Source organism: Nonomuraea sp. NPDC050680, from assembly GCF_040654555.1.
GTDB lineage: Bacteria > Actinomycetota > Actinomycetes > Streptosporangiales > Streptosporangiaceae > Nonomuraea.
In genome coordinates this window covers 567,417-581,700 of the sequence record NZ_JBFAIF010000004.1, presented here as the reverse complement: position 1 = coordinate 581,700, position 14,284 = coordinate 567,417, and the positions used below count along the sequence as shown (strand labels likewise).

The 14,284-nt window shown below is 69.7% G+C and carries 13 protein-coding genes; 11 read left to right on the top strand and 2 right to left on the bottom strand.

The genetic code is table 11. The annotated features are described in order from the left end of the window. Positions 1–96: 96 nt before the first annotated feature. From AB0H88_RS18360 to AB0H88_RS18350, 3 genes are read left to right on the top strand one after another with little or no spacing between them, the layout of a single operon-like run. Positions 97–378 carry a metal-sensitive transcriptional regulator gene (locus tag AB0H88_RS18360; RefSeq protein WP_357645810.1) on the top strand — a complete coding sequence of 94 codons (282 nt, stop codon included), beginning with the start codon at positions 97–99 and terminating at the stop codon, positions 376–378. A gap of 18 nt (positions 379–396) precedes the next feature. Next, a complete protein-coding gene (locus tag AB0H88_RS18355; RefSeq protein WP_357645808.1) occupies positions 397–606 on the top strand; it encodes a cation transporter in 210 nt (69 codons plus the stop codon). Continuing rightward, on the top strand, positions 603–803 hold the full coding sequence (locus tag AB0H88_RS18350; RefSeq protein ID WP_357645806.1) for an RCC1 domain-containing protein: 201 nt from the start codon (positions 603–605) through the stop codon (positions 801–803). Before AB0H88_RS18355 ends, AB0H88_RS18350 begins: the two co-directional genes overlap by 4 nt. A gap of 113 nt (positions 804–916) precedes the next feature. Here the strand turns inward: AB0H88_RS18350 and AB0H88_RS18345 are convergent, their stop codons facing one another. Next, entirely contained in the window at positions 917–1,492 is a 576-nt protein-coding gene (locus tag AB0H88_RS18345; RefSeq protein WP_357645804.1) for a TetR family transcriptional regulator, read from the bottom strand. 226 nt (positions 1,493–1,718) lie between these two features. Here AB0H88_RS18345 and AB0H88_RS18340 point away from each other — a divergent pair, with 226 nt between their 5' ends. The 8 genes from AB0H88_RS18340 (at position 1,719) to AB0H88_RS18305 (ending at position 12,698) form a co-directional block, all read left to right on the top strand. Then, positions 1,719–2,888, top strand: a complete 1,170-nt coding sequence (locus AB0H88_RS18340) for an MFS transporter (RefSeq protein ID WP_357645802.1) — start codon at positions 1,719–1,721, stop codon at positions 2,886–2,888. A 128-nt stretch (positions 2,889–3,016) separates the two neighbouring features. Next, entirely contained in the window at positions 3,017–4,225 is a 1,209-nt protein-coding gene (locus AB0H88_RS18335; protein ID WP_357645800.1) for an acyl-CoA dehydrogenase family protein, read from the top strand. Positions 4,226–4,947: 722 nt separating this feature from the next. Continuing rightward, a complete protein-coding gene (locus AB0H88_RS18330) occupies positions 4,948–5,979 on the top strand; it encodes a LacI family DNA-binding transcriptional regulator (RefSeq protein ID WP_357645798.1) in 1,032 nt (343 codons plus the stop codon). Positions 5,980–6,046: 67 nt separating this feature from the next. Then, on the top strand, positions 6,047–7,306 hold the full coding sequence (locus AB0H88_RS18325; protein ID WP_357645796.1) for an extracellular solute-binding protein: 1,260 nt from the start codon (positions 6,047–6,049) through the stop codon (positions 7,304–7,306). A gap of 3 nt (positions 7,307–7,309) precedes the next feature. Continuing rightward, the gene (locus AB0H88_RS18320; RefSeq protein WP_357645794.1) at positions 7,310–8,272 is read left to right on the top strand and encodes a sugar ABC transporter permease; all 963 of its coding nucleotides are present in this window, start codon (positions 7,310–7,312) and stop codon (positions 8,270–8,272) included. Next, positions 8,269–9,075 (top strand): carbohydrate ABC transporter permease, encoded by an 807-nt coding sequence (locus AB0H88_RS18315; protein ID WP_357645792.1) that lies wholly within the window; start codon positions 8,269–8,271, stop codon positions 9,073–9,075. Before AB0H88_RS18320 ends, AB0H88_RS18315 begins: the two co-directional genes overlap by 4 nt. Positions 9,076–9,091: 16 nt before the next feature. Next, positions 9,092–11,017: a beta-L-arabinofuranosidase domain-containing protein gene (locus AB0H88_RS18310; protein WP_357645790.1), complete on the top strand. Its 1,926-nt coding sequence runs from the start codon at positions 9,092–9,094 to the stop codon at positions 11,015–11,017. Further along, entirely contained in the window at positions 11,010–12,698 is a 1,689-nt protein-coding gene (locus AB0H88_RS18305; RefSeq protein ID WP_357645788.1) for a CBM35 domain-containing protein, read from the top strand. Before AB0H88_RS18310 ends, AB0H88_RS18305 begins: the two co-directional genes overlap by 8 nt. Positions 12,699–12,834: 136 nt before the next feature. On the opposite strand, the gene AB0H88_RS18300 is transcribed toward AB0H88_RS18305, so the two are convergent. Beyond that, positions 12,835–14,271 (bottom strand): ATP-binding protein, encoded by a 1,437-nt coding sequence (locus AB0H88_RS18300; RefSeq protein WP_357645786.1) that lies wholly within the window; start codon positions 14,269–14,271, stop codon positions 12,835–12,837. Positions 14,272–14,284 lie beyond the last annotated feature (13 nt).

Here is a 14,284-nt window from a genome sequence, read left to right as displayed (position 1 = left end):
GCTCACCCCGGCCGAGAACCGGCGTTAGTGTCAAGTGCCGCAATAGGGTAGGGGGGTATGGTAATATCGCGGCGGAGCGCGGGAGAGGAGCGGCGAATGGCCGGCTACACCGACAACAAGCAGAACCACCAGCGGCGGTTGCGCCGGGTCGAAGGCCAGGTGCGTGGGCTGCAGCGGATGGTCGAGGACGACAAATACTGCATCGACATCCTCACGCAGGTCTCGGCGGCCACCAGTGCCCTGCAGTCGTTCGCCCTGTCCCTGCTCGAAGAGCACCTGAGTCACTGCGTCGCCGAAGCCACCCTCCAGGGTGGTCCCGAGGCCCAGGCCAAGGTCAAAGAGGCCAGTGACGCCATCGCCCGACTTGTTCGTTCCTGACCCGGAAGGTTGATCGATATGAGCACCGCCACCTACACCGTCAAGGGCATGACCTGCGGCCACTGCGTGAGCTCGGTCAAGGAAGAGGTCGGCGAGGTCGCCGGAGTCACTTCTGTGGAGGTGGACCTGGCCAGCGGACTGCTGACCGTGGACAGCGAAAGCCTGATCGACGAGGCGACGATCGTCGCCGCCGTCAAGGAGGCCGGCTACGAAGTGGCGAACCGGTGACGAACACCACGGTGCCCGCCGAAGCGCAGTCCGGTGTCACCGCCATCTCCGCGGGTGCCGGTTTCAGCCTCGCCCTCAAAAATGGTGCCGTGATCGCATGGGGTGACAACTTCTACGGGCAACTCGACATCCCCGCTGAGGCGCACTGCGGGGCGAGCGCCATCTCGTGTGGGTACGTCTGCATGGTGCTGATATGACGAAACTCTCTCGACTCGCCGCGTAGAGAGCGATCAGCCCTGGAGGCGCCCAGCCCTGGTCGGCGGGTGGGTCTTCCCGGGCTTGCCGTACAAGAGACCGGTCGTAGGAGGTCCTAAGGGCGGGCGGCCAGGGCGGCGGCCTGGTCGCGGAGGGCGCGGCGGCCCGCGGGGGAGTCGGCGTCCTCGCCCAGGATGATGCGCGCGAGTTGCGGCATCATCGACTGGAACAACGCCAGCCCCGTCAGCAGGAACAACCTGCGCGCCGTCGCCGCGTCCGGCTCCTCACCCCGGCCCTCGGCGAGTGAGGCCGTCTTGCGCGCGCAGCGCTCGACGCGGGCCTCCTGGCCGGGGAGCAGGTCCTGGCCGCGGTAGTTGAGCGCTTCCCACATCAGCAGGCGCACCAGGTCGGGGTGCTCGTGGTAGTAGTCGGTCAGCCTGGCCACATAGTCGGCCGGATCGGCGCCCGGTAGCGCGATCCGCGCGGTCAGGTCGTCGAGCGCCTCGGTGATGACGGCATCGAACAGCTTCTCCTTGCTGCCGAAATGGCCGTAGATGCGCTCCTTGTTGACGCCGGCGCGCTCGGCGATGCGATCCACGCGGGCGCCCGCGACGCCGAACGCGGCGAACTCCCCCCGCGCGGCCTCCAGCAGGGCGGCTCGGGTGGCGGCGGTCGAGACCTTGGGTGCCATGGTGTCCATCTTGCCATGACCAACCGGTTGGTTGCAATCCAACCAACCAGTTGACATCCAACTAGTTGGTTGGCTACCGTCCCGGCACATGGCTATCTCCTTTCCACGTGTGATCCGCGGCCGGAGCGCCGCCCGCCCAGGCCCACGTTCGGCCTCGGCCATTTGTGATCGAGCCGTTCCCCGCGACGCTGTGGGTTCCCGGCCGGCTGTCGTCGCTCGTGAACGCGTGCGGGCCGAACCCGCCCCGGCCGCTGCTCGGTTCGGGCGGACGATGGTGGCCTTCGTACTCACCGCGGTCCTGGTCAGCGGCCAGCTGTACGTCGTGATCCCGCTCCTGCACGACATGGCGGCCGGTTGGGGCGCGTCCACCGGTGCCTTGACCTGGTTGGTCACCGCCTTCGGCATCGGGTACGGCGTCGGCTTCCTGGTGTTCGGTCCGTTGTCCGACCGGTTCGGGCGTAGGCGTCTGCTCCTGCTGGGACTGCCGCTGGCCGCCGTCACCACCGCGCTGGTGGCGTTGAGCCCCTCACCGGAGGCGGCCTTCGTGCTGCGGGCGCTGCAAGGGGTGGCCGTGGCGATGTTCCCGCCGGCGGGCATGGCGTACCTGGCCGAGCGGGTCGAGCCCAGGCGCAGGGTCGTCGCGATCGCCGCGGTGACCGGCGCGTTCCTCGCCTCGGCCGTACTTCTGCAGGTCGCCGCCCAACTGCTGGTGGGTGTGCTCGGCTGGCGGGGGCTGTTCGGGCTGTCGGCGGCCGGGTTCGCGCTGGCCGCGCTCGGGCTGCGCGCCGTCATGCTGCCCGACCTGCCGCGGGAGGGGGCGGGGTCGCTGTTGTCGGTGTACCGGTCGGTACCGGGGTTGCTGTTCGATCGCGTGCTGCTGCTGCGGTACGTCGCGACGATCGTGCTGATGGTCGGGTTCGTGGCCGTCTACACGGGATTGCAGATCTATGGCATGGCATCACCGAGCGAGCTGCTCCTCCTGCGCGCCGGCGGCCTGCCCTCGATCGTGCTCGTACCGCTGCTCATGCCCTGGCTGGGCCGGATCCCGGCGACCACGCGGGCCATGTCGCTGCTGTTCGCGGGGGCCATCGCGCTGGCCGTCATCGGCTGGACGGCCGCCGCCGCGCTCGGGCTGGTGCTCCTGCTCGCCGTCTACGTCGCCTCGATCACCGGTGGCCTGCCGAGCCTCAACGAAGCGGTCTCGGCGCGGGCGGGGCAGGCGCGCGGCACGGCGCTGGCGCTGTTCTCCTTCGCCCTGGCCGTCGGTGGCAGCGTCGGCCCGCAGGTGGCCGCCGCGTTCGGCGGGTTCGGCCCGCTCATGTACGGCCTGGCGATCACGATGACCCTGGCTGCCGGGGCCGTACTGGCCTCGACCCTGTCTCGCGGCCCACGCTGAAGAGTGGGCGGGCTTCCGGTGGTGGGCTACTGGCCGGTAAGGTGTTACCAATGGTAACGGCTGGCAGTTTGTGGCCGTACCGGAGTGTGGCCTGGTGCCTCTAACAGGATTTTTCAGGGAGTAACAGCATGGGCGGCTTCTGTCCTGAATTAAGCGACGATGTCGCCGAGGTACGCGACTGGGTGCACACGTTCGCCCGCGACGTGATCCGCCCGGCGGGCGCGGAGTGGGACGAACGCGAAGAGACCCCCTGGCCCGTCATCCAGGAGGCCGCCAAGATCGGCCTGTACTCGCTCGACTTCTTCGCCACCCAGTGGTTCGAGGAGAGCGGTCTGGCGCTGCCGGTGGCGTTCGAGGAGATCTTCTGGGGCGACGCGGGCATCGGCCTGTCCATCGTCGGCACCGGCCTGGCCGCCGCCGCCCTGTCCGCGAACGGCACGCCGGAGCAGATGGGGGAGTGGCTGCCGCAGATGTTCGGCACGGAGAACGACGTCAAGCTGGGCGCCTTCTGCGCCTCGGAACCGGACGCGGGCTCCGACGTCGGCTCGATCCGTACCCGTGCCGTGTACTCCGGCGGCGACTGGATCCTGAACGGCGTCAAGACCTGGGCCACCAACGGCGGCATCGCGAACGTCCACGTGGTCGTCGCCTCGGTCGAACCCTCGCTGGGCACCCGAGGCCAGGCCACCTTCGTCATCCCACCCGGCACCCCTGGCCTGTCGATGGGGCAGAAGTTCCGCAAACACGGCATCCGCGCCTCGCACACCGCCGAGGTCGTCCTGGACGACGTCCGCGTTCCCGGCTCCTGCCTCCTCGGCGGCAAGGACAAACTCGACGCCCGCCTCGCCCGCGTACGCAACGGCGGCCGCGCCGGCGAGCAGGCGGCGATGCGTACCTTCGAGACCACCCGCCCCTCGGTGGCCGCGATGGCCGTCGGCATCGCCAGGGCCGCCTTCGAGTACGCCAGGGACTACGCGCGGGAGCGCGAGCAGTTCGGCCGCAAGATCGGCGAGAACCAGGCGATCGCCTTCCTCCTCGCCGACATGGCGACCCGCGTGGACATGGCCCGGCTGCTCACCTGGCGCGCTGCCTGGATGGCCCGGATGGGCCGGCAGTTCGGACAGGCGGAGGGCTCGATGTCGAAACTGGTGGCGGGGGAGACGGCGGTGTGGGTGACGGAGCAGGCGATCCAGATCCTGGGCGGGGCGGGATACACGCGGGAACATCCGGTGGAACGCTTCCACCGGGACGCCAAGATCTACACCATTTTTGAGGGTACGTCAGAGATTCAGCGGTTGATCATCGGCAGAGCGGTCACAGGCTTGCCGGTGCGGTGAAGAACGTCGCAAGTCAGTAGGGGTGATGTGACGCCCGTGGAGTCGCCGTCGAACACCACGGTGCCGTCCTTGACGGCGACGTCACGTTCGGCGACGATCTCCGGCTGCGCCGAGTCGCCGAGCTGGCCCCGCCCACGGGATCTCCCGTACCCAGGCGTGCACGGTGCGGCCGAAGAGGCGGGTGGAGACGTTCTCTAAGCGGATGTGCCCGGCACTGTCTGCGCCGCCGAAGATCGCGCGGGCCTGCCGCTTTCCGGGATCGAGCGTCGCGACGCCCTGCTGGGTGTAGTTCTGGCCCGGAACCGAGGCGCTTCACCAGTGATGTGAGCGCTAACAAATTCAGGGAGTCGATCCGCAACACAACGAGAGTTTCACGTAGGTTACGTAGCCGCGCTGTCGCCCGTCAATGCGTCGACCACATCCGAGGTTTCGGCGTTTCCGGCATGTCACGATTCGATATCGCGCTCTTGACGTGTGTCGCCTCGTGAGTAAAAGTCGAGCGACATCGTTGAACCGGTTCGCTTGGTCGCGAAGACTGCAGGCGGACGCTCCCGTGAAGATACCGAGTCGCGGGATGGCGTCCGCATGGAAATTCCCCAGGAATAGGCGTGCTTCGCCTGGCTAGCTGGTCCTCGATGCAGGGAGTCCGCAACGCCATCGTCGAACCGGTTCGACGATGGTTCGACAGTGATTCGACGGTACTTCGACAGTAGGAGGTGAGAATGGCGACGATCGGAGACGTGGCCCGGGAGGCCGGGGTGAGTCGCAGCACGGCGTCTTACGCGCTGTCCGGCAAGCGGCCCATCTCGCAAGAGGTCCGCCTGCGCGTGCTGGCGGCGGCCGAGGCGCTCGCGTACACGCCGAACGCGGGCGCTCGCGCGCTGGCCACATCCCGGACCAAGGTCCTCGGTCTGCTCGCGCAGTTTCACGAAGACGAGTTCGCGCCCGCGATGATGCAGTACATCCTGGGCGTCACGGACACCGCCCGCGACCTGGGCTACGACACACTGCTGGTCACCGAGGCCGACGGCGCGCGGGCACTGCGGCGCATCACCGATTCCCGGATGGTGGACGGCGTCGTTCTGATGAACATCGCGCAGGAGGACTCGCGACTGCCCATCCTGCGTGCGGCGCCGCAACCGGGCGCCCTGGTCGGCCTGCCGGGCGACTGCTCGGGACTCGACGTGTTCGATCTCGACTTCGAGGAGGCCGGAAGGGGCATGGTGGATCACCTTCACCGGCTCGGCCACCGCGAGCTCATCCTGATCTCGCAGCCGGAACACGTCGTCGAGCGCGGCGGCGCGTACGTGTGGCGTCTGCGAGACGCCGCGCTGGAACGCGCGCGGCAGCTCGGTGTCACGCTGCACGCGGTCTACGGCGAGTCCCGGCAGCCGGCCGTCGGGCGCCTGCTCAACGCCCTGCTCGACGCGCACCCCTCGGCGACGGGCCTGCTCATCAACAACGAGGCGGCCGCCGCCGCGCTGCCCTCCGTCACCTACGCGCGGGGACTCCGGGTGCCCGAGGGCCTGTCGGTCATCGGGCGCTACTCCGCCGAGTTCGCCGCGACCTTCTCCCTGCCCTATTCGTTCATCGAGAGCGCACCCGACCGTTTGGGCGCCATGGCGGTGCGCCAGCTCGTACGCCGCGTGGAATCGACGGCGGCCCGAAGCGAGCCGTTCGTCGTGCGCTTCATCTCTCCAGAACTGGTGTCACGGGGAAGCACCGCGCCCCCGAAAGCCCCGCCCGCCCGCTGAGTGCGGGCCACAGCCCCACGACCGTCCGGCCACAGTTAAATGTGAGCGCTAACATTGGAGGAATCCAATGCCTCGTCCATCCACGCCTACGAAGGTCGGCGTCGCAGTCCTGGCACTGTCCGCGCTGGCCGCCTGCTCATCGGCTCCCCAGGGCGGCGCCGCCACCAGCAGCGCATCCGCCGGCGGCGCCTACACGTGGTGGGACCCGTACCCGCAGCACGACCCGGCCTCCGCCTGGGCCAAGCGGGTGAACGCCTGCGGGCAGCAGGCCGGCGTCGCCATCCAGCGCACCGCGTACGACACGACCGCGCTGACGAACCAGGCCCTGCTCGCGGGCCAGGAAGGCAACGCGCCCGACGTCATCCTCCTCGACAATCCCGCCGTCTCCACCCTCGCGGACGCGGGGATGCTCAGCTCAATGGGCGACTTCGGCCTCGAGACCGCGAGGTTCGACAAGAACCTCATCGCCGCAGGAGAGCTGGACGGCAAGACGTACGGCATTCCCATCGGTGCGAACACCCTCGCGCTGTACTACAACAAGAAGATCCTCGACACCGCCGGCGTCGACCCGAAATCGATCAAGGACTGGGCCTCACTCGACGCGGCGCTGAAGAAGGTCAAGGCCGCGGGTAAGAAGCCGATCACCTTCTCGGCCATCGGCACGGAGGAGGGCTCGTTCCAGTTCCTGCCGTGGTTCTGGGGCTCCGGCGCGCAGCTCACGCAGCTCGACTCGCCCCAGGCCGTCGAGGCGCTCACCCTGTGGCACTCGTGGGTCAAGGACGGCATCGCCCCCAACTCGGTCATCAGCAACTCCCAGAACACCACCTGGGAGGAGTTCCTCACCGGTGAGTTCGCGTTCGCCGAGAACGGCACCTGGCAGATCAACAGTGCCGCGAAGGCCGGCTTCCCCACCGGCATCGTGCAGATCCCGGGCAAGGACGGCGGGGCCGCCCCCACACCCACGGGCGGCGAGTTCATCACGGTCCCGGTGCAGAAGGACACCCAGCGCTACAACACCACCAAGAAGATCCTCGAATGCATGACCACGCCCGAGGGCCTGGTGGAAACCGGTACGACGTTCGCGTACTACATCCCGTCCACCGCAGAAGGGCAGAAGGCGATCCTCGCGAAGGAGCCCAGCCTGCAGCCGTGGGTCGAAGCGGTGCGCTCGGCCAAGGGTCGTACGAGTGGCAACCTCGGCACCAAATACCCGAAGATCTCCGAGGCCATGTGGACGGCGGTGCAGAAGGCGCTGAGCGGCGCGGCGAGCCCGGCTGACGCGCTCAAGGCGGCCCAAGCCCAGGCCAAGCAGGCGATCGGCGGCTGAGCCGTGCTCACGAGGACTCGCACCCAGACGGTGGCGGCCTTCGCCGGCAGCGCGGCGAGCCGGGCGGCGGGCACCACCGCGCGGCACCGCTCGCGGCAGTGGACCGCCTTCGCCTTCCTCGCGCCGCTCGTCGTCTACCTGGCCGTCTTCTACGCCTATCCGCTCTACCGCAACATCGACCTCAGCGTGCACGACTACACACCGCGCGCCTTCGTGCAGGGCAATCCGGAGTTCACCGGGCTGGGCAATTACCTGAACGTCGTCTCCGACGACACGTTCCTGGCGGCCCTGCGCAACACAGCCCTGTTCACCCTGGGGTCCATCGCCGTCCAGTACGCCCTCGGCCTGGCTCTCGCGGTCTTCTTCCACCGCAACTTCCGCCTCTCCGCGGTGCTGCGGGCGATGTTCCTCGTGCCGTGGCTGCTGCCGCTGATCGTCTCCGCCTCGACCTGGTCGTGGATGCTCAACAGCGACAACGGCATCGTCAACACGGTCCTCCAGGCGTTCGGGATCGGCCAGATCAACTGGCTGACGTCCCCCGACACCTCGCTGCTGTCCGTCACGGTCGCCAACATCTGGCTCGGGATCCCCTTCAACCTGGTGATCCTCTACGCCGGGCTGCAGAACATCCCGGCCGAGCTGTACGAGGCCGCCGGCCTGGACGGGGCGAACTCGTGGCAGCGGTTCTGGCGCATCACTTTTCCTCTGCTGCGCCCGGTGTCCGCGATCACTCTGCTGCTCGGCCTGATCTACACGCTCAAGGTCGTCGACATCATCTGGATCATGACGAAGGGGGGTCCGGCGGACGCGTCCACGACGCTGGCCACCTGGTCCTACCGGGAGGCGTTCGGCACCGGCCAGCCCGACTTCTCCCCGGCGGCGGCCGTCGGCAACCTGCTCATCCTCATCGCCTTCGCCGCCGGACTCGCGTACGTGCGCCTGCAGCGCAAGGAGGAACAGCCATGAGCAGGTGGAAGACGGTGCTCGGGGTCGTGCTGGTGGGAGTGATGCTCTTCCCCGTCTACTGGATGTTCAACGTCTCGCTCACCAAGACGGGCGACATGCGGGCCGATCCGCCCCACTGGTTCCCCTGGAACCCCACGTTCGAGGGCTACACCGCGGCGCTCGGCCAGCAACTGCCCGCCCTCGCCACCAGCCTCTTCATCGGCCTCGGCACCGTCGTGCTCACGCTGCTCGTGTCCCTGCCCGCAGGCTATTCGCTGGCGAAACTGCGGCCGCGTGGCGCCCGCGGGATCGACTTCGTGCTCCTCGTCGCGCAGATGATCCCCGCCGTCGTCATGGCCATGGGTTTCTACACGATCTACATCAGGCTCGGGATGCTGAACACCGTGGCGGGCCTGATCGTCGCCGACTCGACACTGGCCGTGCCGTTCGCGGTGCTGCTCTTCCGGGCGTTCATGGCGAGCATCCCCCGCGAGCTCATGGCCGCGGCCCAGATCGACGGGGCGAGCACCTGGCGCACGTTCCGATCCATCATCCTGCCGCTGAGCCGCAACTCGGTGATCACGGTCTCCCTCTTCGCCTTCCTGTGGGCATGGTCGGACTTCATCTTCGCCTCGACCCTCAACCGCAACAGCGACGTCATCCCGATCACCCTCGGCATCTACCGCTACATCGGCAACAACACCACGCAGTGGAACTCGATCATGGCGACCGCCGTGATCGCGTCCGTCCCGGCGGCCTTCCTGCTGGTCCTCGCGCAGCGCTACATCGCCGCCGGGGTCACCGCGGGTGCCGTCAAAGACTGAACGAAAGGCGCACGAGATGACCGAAGGCACGACGGGCGGCTCCTGTCCCGTGCTGCCGTCCCGCGGCCGGGTACGCCCCCTCGCGCAGGCCTCCATCACCGATGGCTTCTGGGCCGCCCGTCAGGCCGTCAACGGCACGGCGACACTGGCCCACTGCGAGTCGTGGATGGAACGCCTCGGCTGGCTCGCGAACTTCGATCGTGTCGCCGACGGGACGACCTCGCCCGACCGGCCCGGCTGGCCGTTCTCCGATTCGGAGGTCTACAAGCTCCTGGAGGCCCTGGCCTGGGAGAGGGGCCGTACCGGCGACCCGGAGGCGGAAGTCGCGATCAAGCGGCTCACCGCCCGCGTCGCCCGGGCGCAGGATCCGGACGGATACCTCGGCACCTGCTTCGGGCACGGCGAGCAGCGGCCGCGCTACAGCGACCTCGAAGGCGGGCACGAGCTCTACAACATCGGCCATCTCCTGCAGGCCGCGGTCGCGCGGCTGCGCACGGCCGGCGAGGACGACCTGGTACGGGTCGCGCGGCGGGCCGCCGACCACGTGTGCCGGACCTTCGGCGCGGACGGCCTGCCCAAGATCTGCGGGCACCCGGAGATCGAGGTCGGCCTGGCGGAGTTCGGCCGGGCCCTGGGCGAGGAGCGCTACGTCGAGCAGGCCCGCCTGTTCCTCGAGCGCCGCGGGCATGGCACGCTCCGCGACATTCCGCTGGGACGGGCCTACTTTCAGGACGACGTCCCGATCAGGGAGGCCGAGGTGTGGCGCGGCCACGCGGTCCGCGCGCTCTACCTCACCGCCGCGGCGGTGGACGTGGCCGTCGAGCGCGGCGACGACGAGCTGTTGCGGGCGGTGGAACGGCAATGGGAGCGCTCCGTCGCGCGCCGGACGTACATCACGGGAGGCATGGGCTCGCGCCACCAGGACGAGGGGTTCGGTGAGGACTGGGAGCTGCCGCCGGACCGGGCGTACTGCGAGACGTGCGCGGGGGTCGCCTCGATCATGGTCTCCTGGCGGCTCTACCTGGCCACCGCCGACGTCCGGTACACCGACCTGATCGAGCGCACGCTCTACAACATCATCGCGACCTCCCCGAGCCCCGACGGCCGGGCCTTCTTCTACGCCAACCCCCTCCACCAGCGGGTGCCGGGCAAGCCGACGGACGGCACCGAGGTGAGCCCGCGGGCCGAAGGGGGCACCCGGGCCGCCTGGTTCGACGTGTCCTGCTGCCCCACCAACGTCGCGCGGACGCTGGCGAGCCTCGGCGGTTACCTCGCCACCGCGGACGACGACGGCCTCCAGATCCACCAGTACGCGCCGTGCGCCATCAGCGTCGAACTGCCGGACGGCAGGCGGATGGCCGTGGATGTCGAGACCGGCTACCCCGAGACCGGGACCATCCACGTCCGGATCGCGGCCGATGAGCCGTTGCCATGGACGCTCGCGTTGCGAGTTCCGGCATGGGCGGTCGGAGCCAGGCTGATCTCGGACGGTCGGGCTCAGCCGGTCGATCCCGGCATGGTCGAGGTACGGCGGGCCTTCCGGGCAGGCGAGGTCATCACCCTCGAACTGCCGATGGCGCCGCGGTTCACGCGGCCGGATCCCCGCGTCGACGCCATACGCGGTTGCGTCGCCGTCGAACGCGGCCCGGAGGTCCTGTGCGTCGAGTCCCGCGACCTCCCTGACCCCGGCGGGCTCGACGCTCTGACGATCGACCCCCTGTTCGCCCCGCGAGCGGAACCCGGCGGCGTGCGGATCCGCGGCCGGCTGCCCGCGTACGCCGATAGGCCATGGCCCTATCCCACGGCCACCACTCCCGTTGAGAACGCCGAATGGTTCGACGTGCCGCTGCGGCCCTATCACTCATGGGCTCATCGCGGGCCGTCGAGCATGCGCATCTGGTTGCCCGCATCCCCACCCCCCGAAGGAGAGCAACGTGCGTAAACCCCTCTTAGCCGTGATCACCGCGGCCGCGACCCTGGCGACCTTCGCGCCCCCGGCCGCGGCGGCGGGCGCGACGCTGACCGTCAACGTCGCCCAGCCGTTCCGGCCGGTGACCCACGTCGCCTCGGGCGGCCTGTACGGCCTCGCGGAGAACAGCAGGCCGGCCGACTCCACCCTGTTACCGATCAAGGTGAACTCGCTGACCCAGCCCGCGCCTGGCGTGGGCCAGCGCCCCAACGGCCAGCCGCCCGGTGGCGACTCGCTGCTGGTGGCCCCGCAGGCCACCCGGGCCGGCGCGGGCGAGTTCGTCCGGATGCCCGACATCTACCCCGACTTCCCCTACAGGTGGGTGAGCTGGAACGACTGGCTGGCCAAGGTGAACACCATGGTCAACGCCAGACTCTCGGCCTCGACGGTCACGAACGTGATCGGCTGGGAGCTCTGGAACGAGCCCGACTGGACCTGGAACACCGCCGCCGCGGGCGCCTTCAACGACGGCTGGGTGCGCACGTACCGGGCGGTGCGCGCGCTCGACACGCTGACGCCGATCGTCGGCCCCAGTACCGCCACCTACAACCGGTCCTGGATGCAGTCGTTCCTGACCCGCGCCAGGGACACCGGCACGCTGCCCGACATCATCTGCTGGCACGAGCTGGTGAATCCCGACCGGATCGCCGCCGACCTCGCCGATTACCGGAACCTGGAGTCCTCACTGGGCATCAGCCCGCGCCGCGTCTCCATCAACGAGTACGCCGCCACCAGTGAGGTGGACGTACCCGGCCGGATCGCCAGCTACGTGGCCAAGTTCGAGCGCGGTGGCGTGGAGTCCGCGCATCGGGCCTTCTGGTACGAGTACGGCACCATGAACGGCCTGGTCGTCAACAACAACCAGCCCACCGGCACCTGGTGGCTGTACAAGTGGTACGGCGACATGGCCGGCAACATGGTCACGACGACGCCGGGCACGCAGAGCGGCCTGGACGGATTCGCCTCCTACGACGGCACCCGCAAGATCGTCAACGTGGTGTTCGGCAACGAGTCCGGCACCAACACCGTCAACCTGACCGGCATCGGCGCACTGGGCTCCAGCGTCCGTGTCACGCTGCTGTCCACCCCGTCCAGCGGACGCTTCACCGCCGTGACCGCACCCGCGACGATCTCCACCACCACCCGCACGGTGAGCGGTGGCCAGCTCAGCGTGTCCGTGCCGAACATGGCCGCCACCAGCGCCTACCAGCTCATCGTCGAACCGGTCAGCGGAGTGCCCGCCTACCAGCGGCGATATGAGGCCGAGAACGCCTCGGTGTTCCGCGCCCAGCGGCTGAGCGCCGCCAGCGCGTCGGGCGGCGGTTATGTGGGCCGGATCGACAACTCGGGCACGCCGCGTACCGACAGCTACGTGGACTTCGTGGTGAACGTGCCCGCCGCTCGCGCGTACACGATGACCATCGGCTACGCCAACGGCACCGGCGCCACCGCGACGCAGGGCCTGGCCTACAACGGCGGAGCCTGGAGCACGGTCAGTTACCCGCCTACTCCGGCCTGGGGCCAGTTCGGCGCCACGATCGGCACCACCGTCACGCTCGGGGCCGGCTACAACGTGATCCGCCTGGCCAAGGGCTCGCCGTACTTCGCGGGCGGCACCGGGTACGCCGAACTGGACTACATCGAGCTCACCTGACCGGGCACCACCAACTCCACTCCCTCGAGGCTCACTTGAAGCAGCACGCCCCGGCCGCGGTCCGCCGCGCCGGGGCGCCAGCCGCGGGGCCCCGACTGGAGGCGGCGGCCTGACGACGAGCCTGGTCTGGCGTTCCTCATGGTGGGTCGCGAGGCAGGGTGAGGGTCAGGACGGCTCCGCCGTGGGGCGCGTTGGCCGCGGTGAGGGTGCCGCCGTGCAGGCGCGCGTTCTCGGTGGCGATGGCCAGGCCCAGGCCGCTGCCGTCGGTTCGGGTACGGGCGGCGTCGGCTTTGGTGAAGCGGTCGAAGACGTGGGGCAGAAGATCGGCGGGAATGCCGGGCCCGTCGTCGGAGACGGCAATGGTGATCTGGTCGCTACCGGCCCGAACCTGGATGAGCACCGACACCGCCGCACCGCCGTGCCGCAGCGCGTTGCCCACGAGATTGGCGAGGATGACGTCGACGCGGCGCGGGTCGAGGCGGGCGCGCAGTCCTGGGGGAACATCGGTACGGGCGCGGTCCTGCCAGTGCCGCAGCGCGAGCGTCTTGGCGATGAACTCGCCCAGGTCGATCTCGTCGAGGTTCAGTACGGCGGCACCGGCGTCGAAACGTGATACCTCGATCAGGTCCTCGACCAGGCGGGTGAGCTTGCGTGTCTCGTCGGAGACCAGGTGCAGCGCTTCGGCGGTGAGTGGCGCGAGGCGGCCGGAGGCGGCGTCGGCGTCGAGGACCTCCGTCACGGCGGCCATGGCCGCCAGCGGCGTACGCAACTCGTGGGAGACGTCGGCGGCGAACCGGCGCGCCCGCGCTTCCATGGCCCGCAGCGCGGCCGCGTCGGCCTGGAGCGTGGCCGCCATCGTGTTGAAGGTGCGGCCGAGATCGGCCAGTTCGTCGTCGCCGGTGACGTCCACGCGAGTGTCCAGACTGCCCCCCGCCATCCGCTCGGCGGCCGTCCGCAACTGCCGGACCGGTCGCAGCAGTCTGCGCGCGGCCAGCAGCGCGAGGACGATGGAGGCCAGGGCGACGGGCAGGGCTCCGGAGCGGGCTGCGGCCGCCAGGGTCTCCACGTCCTGCTGCTGGGAGGCCAGGGAGAAGGAGGCGTAGACAGTGAGCGGCGGGGGGCTGTGCGGGCGTGCGGCGGCGATGACGGGAAGGGCCACGGCCAGCCAGGGCGTCTGGGCGTGGTGGAAGCGCTGGGCCAGCGCGGTGGTCGCCGAGGCCGCTTGGGCGCGTAGCCGCGCGGGCAGCGGCGGCGCCTGCGCCCCGGCGGTGATGAGCGGGCCGCCGCGATAGGACAGGGCGGTGCGCCAGCCGCGCGTGCCCGCCGCGCGGTCCAGTTGCAGCGCCAGCGTACGCAGGTCCGCCTCGGCGGGATCGGCGGGCAGGTCGGGCGCCCGGGCGCCGAGGTGGGCGCGGAGCTCCTGCAGGGCGTCGGCCTGGACGCGTTCCACGATCGCGGTACGGCCCTGGCGGAAGGTCAACGCGGCGGCGGTCAGCGCGCTGAGCGCGGAGACCAGCAGGAACACCAGGACCAGCTGGGCTCGCAGGCCTCGGACAAGGGGCGGACGGATCACAGCGGCCCGAACC

Bases quoted from the DNA above. Each gene is read 5' to 3' on its own strand.
- AB0H88_RS18360 (WP_357645810.1), top strand. From the start codon at position 97: ATGGCCGGCTACACCGACAACAAGCAGAACCACCAGCGGCGGTTGCGC.
- AB0H88_RS18330 (WP_357645798.1), top strand. From the start codon at position 4,948: ATGGCGACGATCGGAGACGTGGCCCGGGAGGCCGGGGTGAGTCGCAGC.
- AB0H88_RS18345 (WP_357645804.1), bottom strand. From the start codon at position 1,492: ATGGCACCCAAGGTCTCGACCGCCGCCACCCGAGCCGCCCTGCTGGAG.
- AB0H88_RS18325 (WP_357645796.1), top strand. From the start codon at position 6,047: ATGCCTCGTCCATCCACGCCTACGAAGGTCGGCGTCGCAGTCCTGGCA.
- AB0H88_RS18315 (WP_357645792.1), top strand. From the start codon at position 8,269: ATGAGCAGGTGGAAGACGGTGCTCGGGGTCGTGCTGGTGGGAGTGATG.
- AB0H88_RS18335 (WP_357645800.1), top strand. From the start codon at position 3,017: ATGGGCGGCTTCTGTCCTGAATTAAGCGACGATGTCGCCGAGGTACGC.
- AB0H88_RS18355 (WP_357645808.1), top strand. From the start codon at position 397: ATGAGCACCGCCACCTACACCGTCAAGGGCATGACCTGCGGCCACTGC.
- AB0H88_RS18310 (WP_357645790.1), top strand. From the start codon at position 9,092: ATGACCGAAGGCACGACGGGCGGCTCCTGTCCCGTGCTGCCGTCCCGC.